This is a genomic window from Vreelandella sp. 162(4c) (assembly GCF_058152265.1).
In genome coordinates, this window is record NZ_CM176981.1 from 4,672,582 (window position 1) to 4,690,860 (window position 18,279).

Below are 18,279 nucleotides of genomic sequence, written 5' to 3' on the forward strand. Positions count from 1 at the left end.
TTCAACAGTAGGAGATAGATCCATGTCTGCCACATCCGAAGCCAATGAGCGGCCCGATTACGACCCCGAGCTACAGGCTATTGCCGATTACGTACTCAATTATCAGGTGGCGTCCGATGAGGCATTGGAAACCGCTCGCTACTGCTTAATGGATACGCTTGGCTGCGGGCTGTTGGCGCTGCGTTTTCCAGAGTGCACAAAGCACTTAGGCCCGATAGTGGAGGGCACGGTAGTACCGTTTGGGTCGCGGATACCGGGCACCTCGCTTCGCCTTGACCCGGTTAAGGCGGCGTGGGATATCGGCTGTATCATTCGCTGGTTGGATTATAACGACACTTGGCTTGCCGCCGAGTGGGGGCACCCTTCCGACAATCTTGGCGCGATACTCGCCGTTGCTGACCACCTTTCCCAGCAGCGGGTTGCACAAGGCGACGCTGCGCTTGCGATGCGCGATGTGCTCAACGCCATGATCATGGCCCATGAGATTCAGGGCGTGCTGGCGCTGGAGAATAGCTTCAATCGGGTTGGCCTCGATCACGTGGTGCTGGTGAAGGTCGCCTCTACGGCGGTGGCCGCCAAGCTGTTGGGCGCCAATCGTGAACAGTTGCTCTCGGCGCTTTCACACGCCTGGGTGGATGGTCAGAGCCTGCGCACCTATCGTCATGCGCCAAATGCTGGTTCACGTAAAAGCTGGGCCGCAGGGGACGCCACCTCACGGGGCGTGCGCTTAGCGGATATCGCCCTGCGCGGTGAAATGGGTATTCCCAGCGCGCTCTCGGCGCCCCAATGGGGCTTCTACGATGTGCTGTTCAGTCATGCCAACAAAGATTTGAGCCTCAAACCGGAAGCTGACCGCCGCCTACGCTTTCAGCGGGAGTTTGGCAGCTACGTAATGGAGAACATTCTGTTTAAGATCTCCTTCCCCGCTGAGTTTCACGCTCAAACCGCCTGTGAAGCCGCCGTGACGCTCCATCCGCAGGTGAAAGACCGCTTGGCCGATATCGAGAAAATCGTGCTCACCACCCACGATTCGGCTATTCGGATTATTTCCAAAACCGGCGCACTCGCCAATCCGGCGGATCGTGACCACTGCCTGCAATACATGACAGCGGTGCCGCTTATCTTTGGTGCGCTTACCGCCGAGCACTATGAAGACAGCTTTCATGCAGCTCATCCGCTAATAGATGAGCTGCGTAATAAAATGGTGGTAGAAGAAAACGCCGAGTATTCGGCGGATTACCACGACCCTGAGAAGCGCTCTATCGCTAATGCAGTGCAGGTGTTTTTTAGCGATGGGAGTGCGACCGATAAAGTGACAGTGGAGTATCCGGTCGGCCACCGACGTCGTCGGGAAGAGGGGATGCCGCTATTGGTTGAAAAGTTTGAGCGCAATCTGGCAACTCGCTTTCCAACAAGTCGTTGCCAAAAAATCGCCGAAATATGCAGCCATCAAACAACACTTGAAACGATGCCAGTACACAAATTTATGGATATGTGGATGATTTAACGTGCGCTATTCACAGTGCCCGGTGCTTATACACACCGGGCACTGTGGTGTTAACGAGCGACATGCTCTCCAATGAGGCTATTCAAATGTCACTTGATCGCGCATGCGGTCAACGGTGGCAGGCCCAATGCCGCTGACGCGCTCAAGATCTGCAGCGCTTTCAAAGACGCCATTGGTTTCGCGCTCTTCAATGATCGCGTCGGCTCGGCTAGGGCCGATCCCTGGTAGTTCGGCCAGCAGTTCAGCATCGGCAGTATTGACGTTAATCGGGGCTACATCTTGTGCCAGCACGCCACTGGAAAGCCCTAAGCTAATGCTAAACAGTAGTGCGGCCAGCATTCCTTTAAGTGTCATTTTCATATGCAATGATCCTTTTAATAGCGTTGGTTTTTTGTGTTTACACATGCGACGTCGTGTAGAGGTTTCTACCTGTGCCCGCGTTATCAGTGGGCAAGATAAACGCCGCTGCACTTGTTAACTTAGCCTTATTTAAAGCGTGTTTATGTCAGCGATATATGACAGCAGTTGTAAGATTTTAGCTATGGATATATGGCAAATGGCTTACATGATGAGGGCGCGAGGAGTAGGGAGAGGCTGATATAATGGTCAAAAACGTACTTGGAGTAACGTTGTGGTCACCGATTCCCCGATTATTATTGCCCTTGATTACCCGTCGCTAGACGCCGCGCTGTGCATGGCTGATCAGTTGGATCCCACCCGATGCCGTGTGAAAGTGGGTAAAGAACTGTTCACCCGTAGCGGCCCGGCAGTGCTTGAGGCGCTGCATGGGCGCGGGTTTGAGGTGTTTTTGGATCTTAAATTCCACGATATTCCCAATACCGTTGCCAGCGCTGTGCAGGCGGCGGCGGAGCAGGGCGTGTGGATGGTCAACGTACATGCCAGCGGTGGGCGGCGGATGATGGAGGCGGCCGTGCAACGTCTGGATCAGAATGCCTTAACGACCCATCTAATCGCCGTTACCGTATTGACCAGTATGCAGACCGATGATTTGGCAGAGCTGGGTATTAAGGCTCCACTCGCCGATCACGTAGAGCGCTTAGCGCTGCTGGCGAAGCAGAGTGGCTTACAAGGAGTGGTCTGCTCGGCCCAGGAGTCTGCGCGAATCAAAACGCTATGCGGTGAGTCGTTCTTGAAAGTGACCCCTGGTATTCGGCCAAGTTTTGCAGTCGCTAATGACCAACAGCGGACGATGGGCCCCAGTGAGGCTATGACAGCGGGAAGCAGCCACCTGGTCATTGGTCGCCCCGTCACTCAGGCTGACGACCCCATGGTAGCGCTTGAGGCGATTGAGGCGGAACTAGAGGGGCACTAAATATTTCTGCATACCTTAGCTTTGTGAGCACTATTCGCCCTCCACGCCAATGACCGGCTTAATCGTGCCCCAGAAGCGACAACTGGGGCACTGCCACTGTAACGCGTCGCTGGCAAAGCCGCAGCGCTGGCAGCGATGACGCGTGCGGTTAAGCAGCAGCGCATCGGTATGATGTTTTAGTAACAGTAGGCGCGTATCCGGGGAAGGTTTTCCGCTAAGGCGCTGGCTTTCAATATACAGATCGATCAAATAATCTAGCCCGCCTAAACTCGGCACGGCGCGCAATCGCTCACCAATCAACTCAATCGCTTTGTCGACGCCGTCACGCTGATGAACGAGCTGGCCTAGGGCAATAATGGTACTGGTGTAAGGCGCTTGCTCAAGCAGGCGATAGAGGTGCGCCTCGTAACCGGTGTTATCATTATTGCGCATATAGGCGTGCTTAAGGGCAGGCAGCATGGTGGGGATATGCGCTATCTCCTGACCGGGGATGTTGTCTAATCGCTCAATAGCGCGGGCATAGTGCCCGTTGTCCATCTCTAGTTCGGCCAGCATCAGGGTGGCGCGAACGCATTTCTCATCCAGCTGCAGGGCTTTTTTGAGATGCTTTTTCGCCAGAGGTCGACTGGCTTCACTAATTTCTTCCAGTGCCAGCTCGCATAGCCAGTGCGCCGCGGGGCGACGCATCTTAGGATACTGTTTAAGCAGCGGCTGAATAACGTCAAGGGCTTGCTGCCACGCTTTTTCACGCTCTAATAAGTCGACGAGCAGCTGTTTGGCAGCATAGCGGTGATCATCATCACCGCTATGCTCCAGCAGGGTATTGAGTAGCCGCTGGGCGCGGTCATGAACACCAAGCGCCATAAAATCCCGAGCAAGTTCAAGCTGGATCTGTTCGTTGGTGTGCTGCGAAAGGGCAGGGCGAGCCAATAGGTTTTGGTGAATGCTAACGGCTTTGTCGGCCTCGCCGCGGGCACGAAACAGCTTGCCGAGGGCGATATGGGTGTGAACCGTGTCACTGTTGACCGCTAGCACGTTGATAAAAGTATTGATCGCTTCGTCGGGCTGCTCATTAAGCAGGTAATTAAGCCCGACGAAGTAGTCCCGGGAGAGGCCTTGAGACGAGGCCGCAGGCGGATGGGTGCGATGTCGGCGGCGTAAGGCTTGGCGATAACCTAACCCGTAACCAATGGCAATGGCGACCAACAGTACGCTTAGCAGCGCGACATCCAGCATTTATGCCAGTTCCTTAAACTCCTGAGTGCGTAGGCTATCGAGCTCTTTACGCTGCTGCTTATTCTGGCGCTGGCTGCGGGCCAGGGAGGCTTTTAACCGCACGTAGACACCTAGCATGGCGAGCATGCCGAGTATGACGCCAAACACCAGGGTCGCGAGTAGCCAAACCGAGAGTGATACCGCTGGCAACTCCAGCCAGATAAGGTTTAAGGCAATGGTTTGCTGATTATTAACGGCAAACAGAATGCCTACCAGCACTACTATCAGCAAAATAACGGCTAAAATCAGCCCTTTGATCCAACGCATGTGAGTTTCCTAGTCTGTGACGTTCACGGTAGCGCTATTGTGTACGACTCAAGCGGCGACGTCATCCCACAGAAATTAATAGTCGCGTTTTAGTAGCCTAGTGCTCGACTAGCGTCTACCTGCTCGCGTAGCTCCTTGCCAGGCTTGAAGTGCGGCACATACTTACCTTCCAGATCGACTGCATCGCCTGTTTTTGGATTGCGCCCTACCCGCGGCTCCCGATAGTGCAGTGAAAAACTGCCGAAACCACGGATTTCAACACGACCGCCGCTAGCTAGAGAATCCGTCATGTCGTCCAGGATAATACGCACCGCCGTTTCAACATCTTTGGCGGATAACTCCGGCTGACGCATCGCAATTTGTTCGATTAATTCAGATTTAGTCATCGGTTGGCTCCCTGCGAACATTGAAGGCCGTGACGCGCTCTCGACCTCGCTAACATCAAATTCAGCATACTGCGCAATTCAGTATAAAACAATTCAGATAAAACAAGGTTCTACACTCTTTAATAGCATAGGCGATGGAGGGCGCTGGCGCGACCCCACAGCTTAGGTATACTGGCCTTTCATTTATATAACTGGAGCGGCTGACGTTGAACGACGATAATTCCCCAGCAGCCATTTTGCGCAAACGGCTTTACTGGCACTCCCGGCGCGGTATGTGGGAGCTTGACCTGCTGCTTATTCCATTTCTTGAACAGCGTTTTGACCATCTTAGCGAAGCGGATCAACTGGCCTACCAGCAGCTCATTGAAGGCGAGGATCAGGATCTTTTTGTCTGGCTGATGCACCGAGAGTGGCCCGAGGAGCCTAGCCAGCGGCGTATCGTACAAATGATCGTTGAACATGCTGAAACCACCGATAATTCTGCCTATCGTACCCTCTAAGTATTGGCTACTAGCCCAATGTGGATTGTTGATCGGCACTGTGGCGCTGAGCTATTGGGTAGGGGGCATGCCAGCGGCGGTGGCGATAACGGTGTTAGGCGTTGTCCTTGGATGGCGCGGCTATCTTCGTCAACCCAAAGGCGTGCTCTCGCTGACGTCGACGGCGCCACAAGTTCAAGGTCGTTGGCTGCGCGAGTCGCAGCCTGAAGAGGGGGCTCTCACGCGAAATGAGGCTCTGGGCGATACGGATCGAGTACGCTGTGACTATCTAGGGCCCTGGTTAATAGGGCTTTATGTGGGTAAGCAGCGGGTTTGGCTCTGGCCTGATAGCGCGCCTCAACAAAGCTTGCGTGAGGCGCGCAAGCTCTTTCATCGTCCGGGCCGCTAGCGGTTTGTTGCTAACGCGTCTGTTAAGTCGTTCATCGCAAGCGAAGAAGCAACGGCTTCAGGCTGCCGGCTAGGCCAGTCGGTGGAGTAATGCAGCCCGCGTGACTCATGCCGCTGCTGAGCGGCGAGAACAGTCAATAGTGCTAACTGTAGGGTCTGGTGCAGGCGTTTGCCTTCCGGGGCTGTTAGGGCTCCCTGAATCTCTTCCACGCTGTTTAGCAGTGACTTCAAGTGCGTCAGGGCAGTACTTAGCCCGGTGGCGCTGCGCACAATGGAGACATGCTGGCTCATGGTGGTGCGCATTTGTTGGCGTATATCGCTGAGTACTGCCTTGGGTAAGACAGTCGCCGCAGCCTGCGCCGGGGGCTGAAATCCGCTACCGCTGGTCGTTTGGCCGTGCTGTTCCACGTCGGCTAACAGCGCTTGTGCACAGCTGCGGGCAAATACCAAGCACTCTAACAGCGAGTTGCTGGCCATACGGTTGGCGCCATGAAGCCCCGTGCAGGCGGTTTCACCGATGGCATAGAGGTTGGCAACGTTCGTGGCGCCTTGCAAGTCGGTGGCGACACCGCCGCAGCTATAATGGGCGGCAGGCACCACGGGGATAGCCTGCTGGGTGATATCAATCCCCCGGCAGGCACAGTGCGCCAGAATAGTGGGGAAGTGGTGGCGAATTGCCTTTTCACCTAAATGGCGAATATCCAACCACACGTGGCCCAGAGTGCTGCGCTGTATTTCTGCATCAATGGCGCGGGCGACGACATCCCGCGGGGCTAGCTCCGCGCGCTTATCCAGCGCCAGCATGAAACGCTCTCCCGCCTCATTGAGCAGATGCCCGCCTTCACCACGAACCGCCTCACTTATCAAAAACGCCGGGCCTTCGGGGTCAAACAGGCAGGTTGGATGAAACTGTTGAAACTCTAGATTCATTAACCGAGCACCCAGCTCAGCAGCCATCATCATGCCTTCGCCGCTACTAGGAGCGGGCGTAGTGGTGTGGCGGTAAAGGCCGCTTGCGCCGCCAGTGGCCAATACAGTATGGCGCGCAGTGAGCGAGTGCCACTGGTGGTTGGCATCGCTGCCATAGGCGCCGCGGCAGGCACCTTGGGGATCTTGTAGCAGGCCAACCACCGTTAGATCGTTGCGCTGGGTGATGTTGGGGTGCTGCGCTACTTTGTCTACCAGCGTATCCACCACGGCACGGCCGGTGGCGTCGTCAGCATGTATGATCCGCCGTGCGTTGTGGCCGCCTTCTCGGGTTAGATGATATGGGTAGCGTGCGGCAGGGTCGTGCTCGGGTGTAAAGGGAACACCCTTATCAATCAGCCACTGAATAGCAGCGGGCCCATGGGTAACGGTAAAGCGAACGGCCTCGATATCGCATAGCCCATCGCCAGCCACCAAGGTGTCATTGATATGCGCGTCAAGGTCGTCATCCGGCGAGAGCACGGCCGCAATGCCGCCTTGAGCCCAGCGGCTGGCGCCTTGATCATCTTGTGCAGGGCGAACCAGCGTCACGGACCTGTGGTCAGCCACTTCCAAGGCAAGGGTGAGCCCAGCGACGCCGCCGCCAATGATAAGTACATCGGATGTTGGCGTGCTCATGGTGCCCGCTCCCCCTTGATACTGACCGAAATATTGCAAACCCTAAACGTCACTAGCTTCGTCGCGCGCGAAAAGTTAGAAGGCAGGCATCATAGCGCGGCGATTAGCGTTTAGCGATGCTTCGGCTTAAGAAATGAGTGATATTCGGGGAGACAATTGCGCGATGTTCGAGTACGCGAATAGGCGCGGTAAAAGGCCGCGTAAAGAAAACCGATACAGGAAATAAATGACTGAAGAAGAAAAGCTGGAGGGGAAGTAAAACAACAGAAATGGTGCCCGGAGCCGGACTTGAACCGGCACGGGGTTGCCCCCGAGAGATTTTAAGTCTCTTGCGTCTACCGATTTCGCCATCCGGGCTATACATCACAAAAAATCACATCGCAATGCTGTTTCGTTCTGCTTAAAACACCACTGCTACACAAAGATGGAGGCTGGAGTCGGAATCGAACCGGCGTACACGGAGTTGCAGTCCGCTGCATAACCACTCTGCCATCCAGCCTCAAAAGTCGTTGGAGCGGGAAAGTAGATTCGATCGGACTGGCGCACCAGCTCACGACCCTAGCCTTCAATACCACACATCCAAAATGGAGCGGGAAAGGAGATTCGAACTCCCGACCCTCGCCTTGGCAAGGCGATGCTCTACCACTGAGCTATTCCCGCTCGACTCGAGGGCGAATTATACGGATCGCCACCGCGTTGTCAATCAATGAATTAGCGTGTGTTCCTTATTTACTTATCAGCAGCTTACATGGAGCGGCTAAGATGCGGCCAGGCGGCTTTTAGGTACTGAATCATCGACCACAGCGTTAGGATAGCGGCGGTATATAGTACTACAACGCCTAACAGCGCAAATTCGTGCGTCGGTGGAAGCGCCAGCAAGATCAGCAGTGACACCATTTGCAGAGTGGTTTTAAGCTTGCCTATCCAAGAAACCGCCACCATGCCGCGTTTGCCCATTTCAGCCATCCACTCACGCAGCGCCGAAATGACAATTTCCCGGCCGATAATCACCAGCGCAGGGAGCGTCAGCACCAGGGTGTCGTAACGCTCGATCAATAGCGCTAGGGCGACGACCACCATGAGTTTGTCAGCCACTGGGTCTAAAAAAGCGCCAAAAGGCGTTGACTGATTCCAGCGTCGCGCTAAATAGCCATCCAGCCAGTCGGTAATGGAGGCCAGACCAAATAGACCGGCCGCCACGGGCATGCTCCAACTGAAGGGTAGATAAAACAGCACCACTAGCAGCGGAATAAAGGCGATTCTCGCCAGTGTCAGTATGTTGGGTATATTCATCGCAGAGAGCGATCCTTGCCGGAAAATCAGAGGATTCGAAGTGTCTGGCCTCATTCTATCCCCCTTGGCCGATGGCATCCATGCCAAACGGGCGTTTATCCGTTGAGTGCTCGGTAAATACTCTCGGCTAACGACGCATTAATGCCCGGTACGCGAGCGAGTTCATCGCGGCTGGCCTTTTGCACGCCCTGCAGGCCGCCGAAAAAGCGCAGTAATTCCCGTCGACGTTTGGGGCCAATGCCGGGGATATCTTGTAGGGTTGAAGTGCGTCGCGCTTTATCGCGCTGAGCGCGGTGGCCAGCAATGGCAAAACGGTGTGATTCATCACGAATATGCTGGATCAAGTGTAGGGCGGGGGAGGCAGGGTCCAAATCTAGCGGATTGTCCGCTGTTTCCACAAACAGGCTTTCAAGCCCCGCCTTGCGCGTGGTGCCTTTGGCGACACCCAATAGAATGATGTTGACGATGTCGAGTTCTTTAAACACCTCGCGGGCCATATTGAGCTGGCCCTTGCCACCGTCGACGATCAGGATGTCAGGGGCGACTGCTTCACCGCTTTTCACGCGCTTAAGGCGTCGGGTTAGGGCCTGCTGCATGGCAGCGTAGTCATCACCGGCGGCTACCCCTTCAATGCGGAAATGGCGGTAATCGCTTTTGCGTGGGCCTTGGTGATCAAACACCACGCAGGAGGCAACGGTCGCCTCGCCGTGGCTATGGCTGATGTCGAAACACTCCAGGCGTTGCGGTGTGTCCGCTAAGTCCAGCGCTTTCTGCAGGGCGGTAAAGCGTTGAGTGAGCTGGGTTTGGTTGGCCAGTTGAGAGGCTAGCTGCTGCTCAGCGTTGGTAATGGCGAGCTGTTGCCACTGGGCGCGGTGGCCGCGCACTTGGCTGGTAACGCGAATGCGCTTGCCCGCCTGTTGGGTCAGCGCTTCGGCAATCAGCTCGCTGTCGTCTAACGGGTGGCTGGTAATCACTTCGCTGGGCACGTTGTGCGGTTGACCGAAATAGTATTGGCTGACTACTTCGGTGAGCAGCGTTTCAAGCGGTAGATCCAGATCGTTTTTCGGCGTGTGATGACGCGCCCCCAGCAGGCGACCATCGCGCACGCTCAACACCGAAACGCCCAGTGCACCGGGGCGCTGGGCGAGGGCGAAAATATCCGCATCACCGCCGCCGGTGTCGACAAACTGGCGTTGCTGAAGCTGGCGCAGTTGCTGAACCTGGTCGCGAAGACGGGCGGCCTCCTCGAAGTTGAGTGCCTGGCTGGCCTTTTCCATCGCCTCCATCAGTTCTTGAGTAACACTCTCACTTTTGCCTTCCAGGCACATCACTGCGTGTTCGAGGTCGCGCCGGTAGTCTTCGGCGGAGATATAGTCGACGCAGGGAGCGCTACAGCGATGAATCTGATACTGCAAGCAGGGGCGTGAGCGATGGGCAAAGACGCTGTCCTCGCAGTTGCGAATATGAAATATCTTTTGCATCAGCGCCAAGCTTTCACGCACGGCTCCGCTGCTAGGGTAGGGGCCTAGGTAGCGACCATCGTCGCTGCGCTGACGGGCGCGCTTATACTCAAGTGCCGGGTAAGGGTGGCGGTCGGTGACAAAGACAAACGGGTAGGACTTATCGTCGCGCAGTAAAATGTTATAAGGCGGACGCAATTGTTTGATCAGCGTCTGTTCGAGCAGAAGGGCTTCAGTTTCCGTGCGGGTGACGGTGACCTGAACGTCGGCGATACGCCCCACCATGGCCTGGGTTTTGGTATTCAGTTGACCACGGAAATAGCTGGCTAGGCGTGCCTTTAAGCGCTTGGCTTTGCCCACATAGAGCGTATTGCTTTGCTCATCAAGCATGCGGTAAACCCCTGGCGAGGAGCTTACCGAGCTCAAGAACTGTTTTGAATCAAAGGTCATATTAGCGTGTCGGTACCCGATAACAGCAGGGAAGATAGGGGTTATATTTGGGTGGCGTCAAACCCCTCGACCAGCCCGTGACGGAGCGCTAAGTGAGTAAGCTCGACGTCGGTGGCAACCTGTAGTTTATCAAAGAGTCGGTAACGATAGGTGTTTACCGTTTTAGGGCTTAAGTGCAGGCGATCGGAGATATCTTGCACTCGCTGGCAGTTAACGATCATCAGGGCAATCTGTAGCTCACGGTGGGAGAGGTGGCTAAACGGATTATCTTCCTCGGTGAAGTGCGAAAGCGCCAGGCGTTGGGCAATTTCCTGACTGACATAGCGGCGGCCATGAAACACTTGGCGAATGGCATCGGTCATCTCTATCGCATCTGCACCTTTGCTTAAAAAGCCTGAAGCACCTGCTTCAAGCATGCGGCGCAGCACGCTGTCTTCCATATGCGCGGTCAAGATCAAGACCTTCACGTCTTCCATGTTGCGGTGAATGCGTCGAGTGGCTTCGAGCCCGCCTATGCCCGGCATGCGAATATCCATCAACACGATGTCGGGTTTTAAATGGCGACACTGTGTTACTGCACTTTCGCCATCGTCGACCTCGCCCACAATTTTAATGTCACACTCTTCATTTAGCAGGTGAGCAATGCTAGTTCTTACTAGGTGATGATCATCGGCGATAAGTACACTGATCAATGGACAGGCTCCTGCTTGGAAACATCATGGACTCAGGCGTTGGCCTTGGACTTGGACACTACTCTATCTTGTTAACTATATGTGCATATAGAGTGCCACAGCTAACGACAAAGGAGAATTAGTTGTCCGCTGCTGATGTAAAAACTTGACCGCGGTAAATGTTCACCGTAGTATCCGCCTCGCTGTTGGAAAGACAGCACGTGGGGCCTTAGCTCAGCTGGGAGAGCGCAACACTGGCAGTGTTGAGGTCAGCGGTTCGATCCCGCTAGGCTCCACCAACAAAAATTTCACCCAATATTAGAAAAAAGCCTCGTTGTTTAAACGAGGCTTTTTTTGTTTGCAGTAAATCGTTTATTCAGTGACCTTACCCAGAAGCAAAAACTCGATCAACGCTTTTTGTGCATGCAGGCGGTTGCCTGCTTCCTGCCAAACCACGGCACGTGGGTCGTCGAGCAGCGTGTGGCTGATCTCTTCTCCGCGATGGGCAGGCAGGCAGTGCAGGAAGAGGACGTCTTGGTCTGCCTGATCGAGCATGGCTTCAGTAACTTGGAAACCTGCGAAGTCGGCTTCACGTTTCGCCTGCTCCTCCTCTTGGCCCATGGAGGCCCAAACGTCGGTGGTGATCAGGTCGACGTGCTTTACCGCTTCCTGAGGGTCGTGCAGCAGCGTTACTTGATCGCCAGCGGCCGCCATAATATCGGCTCGGGGCTCGTAGCCTTTCGGGCAGCAAATGCGCAGATGGAAACCGAATTGGCGAGCGGCATTGATCCAGGAGTGGCACATGTTGTTACCATCACCAATCCACACTGCTGTGCGTCCCTTTACGCTGCCGCGTAGCTCAGTCCAGGTCATCACGTCGGCAAGTAGCTGGCAGGGGTGGTAGTCATCGCTTAAGGCGTTAATCACCGGTACGCTGCTGGCGCTGGCGTAGGTTTCCAGCCCAGCGTGGGAGAAGGTGCGAATCATCACCGCATCGACCATTTCAGACAGTACGCGAGCGGTGTCTTCAATTGGTTCGCCACGACCCAGCTGAGTATCGCGGGGGGAGAGAAAGAGTGCATGGCCGCCAAACTGTGCCATTCCCGTTTCAAACGAAACCCGTGTACGCGTCGATGATTTTTCAAAGATCATCGCCAGGGTACGGTTGGGGAAGGGTGTGTAAACAGGACCTTGGGCATTTAGATTAGTTTTGATCGTAATGGCACGCTGGATCAAATAGTCCAGCTCATCTGGGGTCAAATCTAGCAAGGTCAGGAAATGGCGTGTCGCCATAAGGGCTTCTCTCCGCGCAAAAACACTATCCTAGCTATGCTGCAGGGGATGCGCAACGCGAACGGCATGCGTAGAATGCCATATACACGTTAAAGCCGAGCGCTCTACTCAGGTACTATTCTAAGTACGATTTCTTAAGTACTAGTCTCAAGTACCCATTACAAGGGCTAGGTTTTAGAATCAGGTTCAAGGATCTGGTTCAAGGGCTAAGCCTAGTAGATGAGTGAGAGGGCATCGGTCATCAATAAGCGAGGAAATAGTATGAGCACAACTGCCGAAAACATTCAGCGTCAAATTAGCGAAAATCCGATCCTGATTTACATGAAAGGTTCGCCCCAACTGCCTCAGTGTGGGTTTTCTGCCCAGACCGTCCAAGCGCTTATGAGCTGTGGCGAGCGTTTTGCGTTCGTTAACGTTCTGGATAATCCGGATATTCGCGCCGAGCTGCCCAAAATTGCTAACTGGCCGACCTTCCCACAACTGTGGGTAGAAGGCGAGCTGGTGGGTGGTTGCGACATCGTGGTTGAGATGCATCAAAGTGGCGAGCTGGAAAAGCTAGTAAAAGCCGCTGCTGAGCGTGCTGGTGCGGCGGAAGGTGGTGATAACGCCTAGGCGTTGTCTAAAATAGCCCGCTTTATTCAGGCGGTTGGCGGGCTGCGGTGCAACCGTTAGAATGGCGTTTGTTCTCGCATCGTCTTTGTTATGCATCGTGGCCTTTGCCCCGCGCTGGCTACAGCGTGGGGCAAGTCAGCCCGCCGAAGGAAGTACAGCTTCATGAGTTATCAGGTTCTGGCCCGTAAGTGGCGGCCTCGCACATTCCACGAACTCGTGGGCCAGGCCCATGTTCAACGCGCCTTGGTCAATGCCCTGGATCAGGGTCGTTTGCATCATGCCTACCTGTTTACGGGGACTCGCGGTGTGGGCAAAACCACCTTGGCGCGTATTCTTGCCAAGTGTTTGAACTGCACGGCTAACGGACGTGGTGATGAGGGCATTACCTCTACACCGTGTGGGCAGTGCGATAGCTGTCAGGCAATTGATGAAGGGCGCTTTGTTGATCTTATTGAGGTCGATGCGGCGTCAAGAACCAAAGTAGAAGATACCCGGGAACTGCTGGACAATGTCCAGTATGCGCCTACCCAAGGGCGTTATAAGGTGTACCTGATCGATGAGGTGCACATGCTTTCCACCAGCAGTTTCAATGCGCTGCTGAAAACGCTGGAAGAGCCTCCCCCTCACGTTAAATTTCTGTTGGCGACCACCGATCCGCAAAAACTGCCGCCGACGGTACTTTCACGCTGTCTTCAATTTACCCTCAAACATATGCCACCAGAGCGCGTGGTGGAGCATCTCACCTATGTGTTGGGTGAAGAGGGCGTCGCTTTTGATGAAAGCGCCTTGTGGCTATTGGGTAAGGCGGCGGAAGGCTCAATGCGCGATGCCATGAGCCTCACCGATCAGGCTATTGCGTTTGGCCAGGGGGCCGTTCGTCATGCGGATGTGGCCGCCATGCTGGGCACCCTGGATCATCGCCATATTCTTGGGCTGGCAGAATCTCTGGCCGATGTGGATGTACAGCGCCTGCTCTCCGAAGTGGCCGAATTAGCCGAGCAAGGCCCGGACTTTGCCGCGGTGTTGGATGAGCTATCGAGCATACTGCACCGCTTGGCAGTGGCGCAGATGGTGCCGGATGCCGTGGATAACAGCCACGGTGATCGTGATGCTATCCTGCAGCTGGCAAGCCGCTTCACTGCTGAAGACATTCAGCTCTATTACCAGATTGGTATTCAGGGGCGTGGGGACATGGTGCACGCTCCTGATTTGCGCAGCGCGTTAGAGATGACGTTGCTGCGTATGTTGGCATTTCGCCCTCAGGGTGTACCGAAACCGCCGCGTACCCCGCTACCGCTTCGCCGCGAGCCTTCTCAATCGGCAGCGACCGAAACGAGTGCCCAAGTAGCAGAGACGCCATCACCGTCGCCGCAGCCCTCGCCAGCAGCTGATGCAAAGCCAGAAGTCCATTCCACACCAGGCGCTCAGCCTGAAACGCCATTAGAGCCAAGCCCTGAGCAGACAGCGTCTGCCGCTGAAGAGGAGCCGCCGCTGCAAGAGCCACCGCCTTGGGCAGTCGAAGCGGATACGCAAGCGTCTGAGGTGGAAGCTCCCCAGCAAGCCTCTGAGCCAGAGGCTATGTCTGAATCAGAACTTGCTACTGAGCCAGTGCCAGCCTCAGCGCCTTCACCCGATGCCGAGCCACAAACGGTGGAGTCCTCAACGGTGTTAGCGCCAGAAGCCTTTCCAGAAAGCCGGCCGGACATTCAGTCTGGCAAGCTGGATAATGCGCAGTGGTTGCAGTGCTTTGATTCTCTTGGCTTGGGTGGCTTAACCCGTAATTTGGCGGGTAACTGCCTGGTCGAGAGTGACGACGGTACGCTGCTGACGCTGCGCCTCGACCCCAGCCAAGAGGCCATGCAGGCGGAAGTACATCAAACCCGCATTGAGCGGGCGCTAAAAGAGCAGGGCATGCCAAGGCGAATAGCGTTTTACGTTGCCGAGTTGTCTAATAGCCTTGAGACGCCACGGCAGCGCGAAGAGCGTCTTAATAAAGAGCGTCATGCCCAGGCGGTTGATCTACTCAATCACGACCCCCATGTACAAAAGTTACAGCAGGCGTTTGGGGCAAAGCTGATAGAATCCAGCGTAAAGCCTGCCAACGCTATGCGCTAAGCTCATTTTCTAGACGCGTGATAGAAACACTCGTTTTAGCTATACCTTTTAACTACGTATGTTGGAGATCAGACCATGCTTAAAGGTGGAATGGGCAACTTAATGAAGCAAGCCCAAGAGATGCAGGAAAAAATGCAGCAAGCCCAGGAAGAGGTCGCCAAAGCCGAAGTCCAGGGTGAGGCGGGTGCCGGTATGGTCAAGGTCACCATGAACGGTCGCCATGACGTTTCAAACGTGACCATTGACCCCAGCGTCATGGAAGAGGACAAAGAGTTGCTGGAAGATTTGCTAGCCGCGGCGGTCAATGACGCAGTGCGCAAATTGGAAGTCAGTTCTAAACAGAAAATGGAAGAAGCGACGGCAGGTTTGAACCTTCCGCCCGGCTTTAAGATGCCGTTCTAAGCAATGCGTTTTTCTCCTCTCGTTGAGCAGTTAATGGATGCGTTTCGCGTATTGCCAGGCGTTGGGCCCAAAACGGCTCAGCGCATGGCGATGCATTTGCTGGAGCGTGAGCGTCCTGGAGGGCAGCGTCTGGCGGCGGTTATTCAACAAGCGATCGATGAAGTTGGATACTGCCAGCGCTGCCGCACGCTCACTGAAGCAGAGATCTGCATGCTGTGTGAAAGCCCGCGGCGCGATGATGCACTACTTTGCGTGGTGGAGTCGCCTGCCGATCAATTGGCGATTGAAGAAGCCGGTGGTTTTAAGGGGCGCTATTTTGTGCTCCACGGGCACCTTTCGCCGCTAGATGGCGTGGGGCCTGAGTCGATCGGTTTAGACTTACTGGAAGCGCGTGTTGCAGAAGGGCTCATCGAAGAGGTGGTGTTGGCGACTAACCCCACCATCGAAGGTGAAGCGACCGCCCATTATATTGCTTCGCTACTAGCAGAACACGGTGTCAAACTCTCGCGGCTTGCCTATGGCGTTCCCATGGGTGGAGAGCTGGAGTACGTAGATGGCGGCACTTTGAGCCGTGCATTTAATGGTCGCTTGCCGTTTGCCAGTGAATAAGCCTACCTAAAACGCAAATGCTTTAGTATTTGCGCCAACCTGGAAGAATGCTTTTGTCCTCTCTGACCCCCTCTTATCAATGGCTTGATACTCCAGAGGCGCTCGATGCAGCGTGTGAGCAAGTAGCCGATGCTTCTGTAATTGCTCTGGATACCGAGTTTTTCCGAGAGAACACGTTCTTTCCAGTGCCGGCGTTGGTTCAATTCACCGCGGGGGAAGAGGCTTATCTGATTGATCCGGTAGCCGTCCCGTGTACTGATAAATTCCGAGCCCTGCTGCAAAATAGTGCTATCAAGTTACTGCACGCCTGCAGCGAAGATCTAGAAGTCTTCCAGCACTGGGCAGGTGTATTGCCGGAACCGTTAATCGATACTCAGGTAGTACAAGGATTTTTAGGCGAAAATCCTGGAATGGGGTATCAAAAGCTGGTCGAATTTTGGGTCGGCGAAACCCTGCCTAAGGAAGAGACCCGCTCAAACTGGCTATTACGCCCGCTGTCGCCTGCGCAGTGCCAGTACGCTGCTCTGGATGTGATCTATTTGTTAAAAGTCTGGACGCTCCAGGCTGAAAAACTCGCCATGTTGGGGCGGCGTGAATGGGTAGACGCTGAGTGTGCTAGCTTAATTGAACAGGCGGGCCGCAGCGTCGATAACGACCAGCAGTGGTATACCCGTCAACGCCAATTGTGGCGCTTGACGCCCCGGCAAATGGAAGCGTATCGGCTGATGACCACCTGGCGTGAAGGCGAGACACGCCGTCGTGACTTGCCGCGCAACTGGTTGATTAGCGACAAGCTGCTATTTGCGATCGCCGAAAAGATGCCCAGTAATCGCTTCGAGCTCGCTGAGGTGGAAGGCGTTAAACCGATGCTGATCAAAAAAGAGGGTGACGCACTGCTGGCAATGGTCAAACAGGCCCAGCACTGTGATGAAGAGGCGCTGCCCAAGCGTTGGCCAGACCCCATGCACCCGACGTTCAAATCACGCTTTAAAGCACTCAAGAAGGCGGTAACCGCTAAAGCTAATGACTTGGGTGTGGCACCGGAAATGCTCATGCGCCGCCGTGATATTGAAACACTGGTGATGCAGGACTTGGCAGGGGAACCTCTCACCTGGCCGACCGGTTGGCGTGGCGAATGTCTGAATGGCGCGTTGGCCCAGGCCCTTGAGGAGCGAGCATAATGAGCGACAAGCTGATTTGCGAGGTTTTTAAAAGCTCGCGTAAAGATGAAATGTACTTATACGTCGATAAGCGTCAAGGATTTGCAGACGTCCCAGCGCAATTACTTGAAACCTTCGGCAAGCCTGTACCGGTGTTTACCATGCTGTTGACCGCTGACAAAAAATTGTCACGGGTTAATGCGGCAGACGTGGTGGAAGGGATTAAAGACAAAGGGTTCTACCTGCAAATGCCGCCGCCGAAAGAGGCCTATTTGCTCGACGTGCATCGTGCCCATGTGGCTTCGCGCTCTGATGCCCGCTCTGACGAACAGTAGCACCATCCGGTTATGAATTTTCTTGCCCATGCGTGGTTGGTGAGCGCTGGTAGCGATGATTTCCTCTACGGCAATTTAATTGCCGATGGCGTTAAGGGGCGCAATTTGGCCGATTGGCCTGCTGCTACTGCACTGGGCATTCGCCATCACCGCCGGGTAGATGCCTGGGTGGATAGTCATCCTAGCGTTGTTAATGCACGGCGCCGTGCGCCAACGGGGCAGCGGCGCTATGCGGGGATAGCCCTGGATATGGTGTGGGATCATTTTCTGGCTCGAGATACGGCAGGGCAGGCGGATCAGGACGCGATTATTGAGCGTTGTTATCGACTGCTCTCCGCCCGTACCGCGCCGAACCGGCTGGCCGGTATGATGCCGATTCTCGTCGAGCAGGACTGGCTAAGAGGCTATGCTGACTTTGCGTTTACCTGCCGGGCCGTTGCCGGGATTGGGCGGCGTTTGTCTGGCCCCAATCAGTTGGCTGCTTTAGTGCCTTGGCTGTACGACGATTATCAAGCGTTAGAGGCCGATTTCCAGACCCTATGGCCCGAACTATTGGCTGAATTAAGCCACCAAGATACACCCCCATCATAATGAGTTTTTCGTAATAATGAGCCAGGAG

General features: G+C 55.0%; 20 protein-coding genes and 4 tRNA genes. 12 read left to right on the forward strand and 12 right to left on the reverse strand.

Annotated features, from left to right (window positions below; genetic code table 11):
• Positions 1 to 22: 22 nt before the first annotated feature.
• Entirely contained in the window at positions 23 to 1,507 is a 1,485-nt protein-coding gene (gene prpD, locus AC4EYZ_RS21440) for a 2-methylcitrate dehydratase (protein WP_474191566.1), read from the forward strand.
• Between the two features lie 78 nt (positions 1,508 to 1,585).
• Here the strand turns inward: prpD and AC4EYZ_RS21445 are convergent, their stop codons facing one another.
• Entirely contained in the window at positions 1,586 to 1,867 is a 282-nt protein-coding gene (locus AC4EYZ_RS21445) for a ComEA family DNA-binding protein (RefSeq protein ID WP_022522901.1), read from the reverse strand.
• 271 nt (positions 1,868 to 2,138) lie between these two features.
• Here AC4EYZ_RS21445 and pyrF point away from each other — a divergent pair, with 271 nt between their 5' ends.
• Positions 2,139 to 2,840 carry an orotidine-5'-phosphate decarboxylase gene (gene pyrF / locus AC4EYZ_RS21450; RefSeq protein ID WP_474191567.1) on the forward strand — a complete coding sequence of 234 codons (702 nt, stop codon included), beginning with the start codon at positions 2,139 to 2,141 and terminating at the stop codon, positions 2,838 to 2,840.
• Between the two features lie 30 nt (positions 2,841 to 2,870).
• Here the strand turns inward: pyrF and lapB are convergent, their stop codons facing one another.
• The 3 genes from lapB to AC4EYZ_RS21465 all read right to left on the reverse strand — a co-directional run bounded on the left by lapB (position 2,871) and on the right by AC4EYZ_RS21465 (position 4,768).
• Entirely contained in the window at positions 2,871 to 4,076 is a 1,206-nt protein-coding gene (gene lapB, locus AC4EYZ_RS21455; RefSeq protein ID WP_474191568.1) for a lipopolysaccharide assembly protein LapB, read from the reverse strand.
• Entirely contained in the window at positions 4,077 to 4,382 is a 306-nt protein-coding gene (locus tag AC4EYZ_RS21460; RefSeq protein ID WP_474191569.1) for a LapA family protein, read from the reverse strand. It lies immediately after the preceding gene.
• A gap of 89 nt (positions 4,383 to 4,471) precedes the next feature.
• A complete protein-coding gene (locus AC4EYZ_RS21465) occupies positions 4,472 to 4,768 on the reverse strand; it encodes an integration host factor subunit beta (RefSeq protein ID WP_008959540.1) in 297 nt (98 codons plus the stop codon).
• A gap of 206 nt (positions 4,769 to 4,974) precedes the next feature.
• On the opposite strand from AC4EYZ_RS21465, the gene AC4EYZ_RS21470 reads away from it, so the two are divergent.
• Both AC4EYZ_RS21470 and AC4EYZ_RS21475 read left to right on the forward strand, forming a co-directional pair.
• A complete protein-coding gene (locus AC4EYZ_RS21470; RefSeq protein WP_039860102.1) occupies positions 4,975 to 5,268 on the forward strand; it encodes an FAD assembly factor SdhE in 294 nt (97 codons plus the stop codon).
• Positions 5,228 to 5,656, forward strand: coding sequence for a hypothetical protein (locus tag AC4EYZ_RS21475; protein WP_474191570.1), 429 nt, complete (start codon positions 5,228 to 5,230; stop codon positions 5,654 to 5,656). Before AC4EYZ_RS21470 ends, AC4EYZ_RS21475 begins: the two co-directional genes overlap by 41 nt.
• Here the strand turns inward: AC4EYZ_RS21475 and nadB are convergent.
• The 7 genes from nadB to uvrY form a co-directional block, all read right to left on the reverse strand.
• Positions 5,653 to 7,260: an L-aspartate oxidase gene (nadB, locus tag AC4EYZ_RS21480; RefSeq protein WP_039860105.1), complete on the reverse strand. Its 1,608-nt coding sequence runs from the start codon at positions 7,258 to 7,260 to the stop codon at positions 5,653 to 5,655. The two genes, AC4EYZ_RS21475 and nadB, sit on opposite strands and share 4 nt — an antisense overlap.
• Positions 7,261 to 7,530: 270 nt before the next feature.
• Positions 7,531 to 7,617: transfer RNA gene (locus AC4EYZ_RS21485), tRNA-Leu, on the reverse strand.
• A 68-nt stretch (positions 7,618 to 7,685) separates the two neighbouring features.
• Positions 7,686 to 7,759: transfer RNA gene (locus tag AC4EYZ_RS21490), tRNA-Cys, on the reverse strand.
• Between the two features lie 86 nt (positions 7,760 to 7,845).
• Positions 7,846 to 7,920: transfer RNA gene (locus AC4EYZ_RS21495), tRNA-Gly, on the reverse strand.
• Between the two features lie 84 nt (positions 7,921 to 8,004).
• A complete protein-coding gene (gene pgsA / locus AC4EYZ_RS21500) occupies positions 8,005 to 8,553 on the reverse strand; it encodes a CDP-diacylglycerol--glycerol-3-phosphate 3-phosphatidyltransferase (RefSeq protein ID WP_027958445.1) in 549 nt (182 codons plus the stop codon).
• Between the two features lie 95 nt (positions 8,554 to 8,648).
• Positions 8,649 to 10,463 carry an excinuclease ABC subunit UvrC gene (gene uvrC / locus AC4EYZ_RS21505; protein WP_027958446.1) on the reverse strand — a complete coding sequence of 605 codons (1,815 nt, stop codon included), beginning with the start codon at positions 10,461 to 10,463 and terminating at the stop codon, positions 8,649 to 8,651.
• Positions 10,464 to 10,504: 41 nt separating this feature from the next.
• Positions 10,505 to 11,155 (reverse strand): UvrY/SirA/GacA family response regulator transcription factor, encoded by a 651-nt coding sequence (gene uvrY, locus AC4EYZ_RS21510; RefSeq protein ID WP_009288007.1) that lies wholly within the window; start codon positions 11,153 to 11,155, stop codon positions 10,505 to 10,507.
• A gap of 202 nt (positions 11,156 to 11,357) precedes the next feature.
• Here uvrY and AC4EYZ_RS21515 point away from each other — a divergent pair.
• Positions 11,358 to 11,433, forward strand: a tRNA-Ala gene (locus AC4EYZ_RS21515).
• A gap of 73 nt (positions 11,434 to 11,506) precedes the next feature.
• Here the strand turns inward: AC4EYZ_RS21515 and argF are convergent.
• Positions 11,507 to 12,427, reverse strand: a complete 921-nt coding sequence (gene argF / locus AC4EYZ_RS21520) for an ornithine carbamoyltransferase (protein ID WP_474192341.1) — start codon at positions 12,425 to 12,427, stop codon at positions 11,507 to 11,509.
• A gap of 261 nt (positions 12,428 to 12,688) precedes the next feature.
• Between argF and grxD the strand changes: the two genes are divergently transcribed.
• From grxD to AC4EYZ_RS21555, 7 genes are all read left to right on the forward strand, one after another.
• Positions 12,689 to 13,039, forward strand: a complete 351-nt coding sequence (grxD, locus tag AC4EYZ_RS21525; RefSeq protein ID WP_022522910.1) for a Grx4 family monothiol glutaredoxin — start codon at positions 12,689 to 12,691, stop codon at positions 13,037 to 13,039.
• Between the two features lie 162 nt (positions 13,040 to 13,201).
• Positions 13,202 to 15,154 (forward strand): DNA polymerase III subunit gamma/tau, encoded by a 1,953-nt coding sequence (gene dnaX, locus AC4EYZ_RS21530; RefSeq protein WP_474192340.1) that lies wholly within the window; start codon positions 13,202 to 13,204, stop codon positions 15,152 to 15,154.
• A gap of 75 nt (positions 15,155 to 15,229) precedes the next feature.
• Positions 15,230 to 15,556: a YbaB/EbfC family nucleoid-associated protein gene (locus tag AC4EYZ_RS21535; RefSeq protein ID WP_022522912.1), complete on the forward strand. Its 327-nt coding sequence runs from the start codon at positions 15,230 to 15,232 to the stop codon at positions 15,554 to 15,556.
• A 3-nt stretch (positions 15,557 to 15,559) separates the two neighbouring features.
• Positions 15,560 to 16,165: a recombination mediator RecR gene (gene recR / locus AC4EYZ_RS21540; protein WP_009288010.1), complete on the forward strand. Its 606-nt coding sequence runs from the start codon at positions 15,560 to 15,562 to the stop codon at positions 16,163 to 16,165.
• A 47-nt stretch (positions 16,166 to 16,212) separates the two neighbouring features.
• On the forward strand, positions 16,213 to 17,346 hold the full coding sequence (gene rnd, locus AC4EYZ_RS21545; RefSeq protein ID WP_035537978.1) for a ribonuclease D: 1,134 nt from the start codon (positions 16,213 to 16,215) through the stop codon (positions 17,344 to 17,346).
• Entirely contained in the window at positions 17,346 to 17,660 is a 315-nt protein-coding gene (locus AC4EYZ_RS21550; RefSeq protein ID WP_022522914.1) for a YcgL domain-containing protein, read from the forward strand. Before rnd ends, AC4EYZ_RS21550 begins: the two co-directional genes overlap by 1 nt.
• A gap of 12 nt (positions 17,661 to 17,672) precedes the next feature.
• Positions 17,673 to 18,251: an acyl carrier protein phosphodiesterase gene (locus AC4EYZ_RS21555; RefSeq protein ID WP_138800539.1), complete on the forward strand. Its 579-nt coding sequence runs from the start codon at positions 17,673 to 17,675 to the stop codon at positions 18,249 to 18,251.
• Positions 18,252 to 18,279 lie beyond the last annotated feature (28 nt).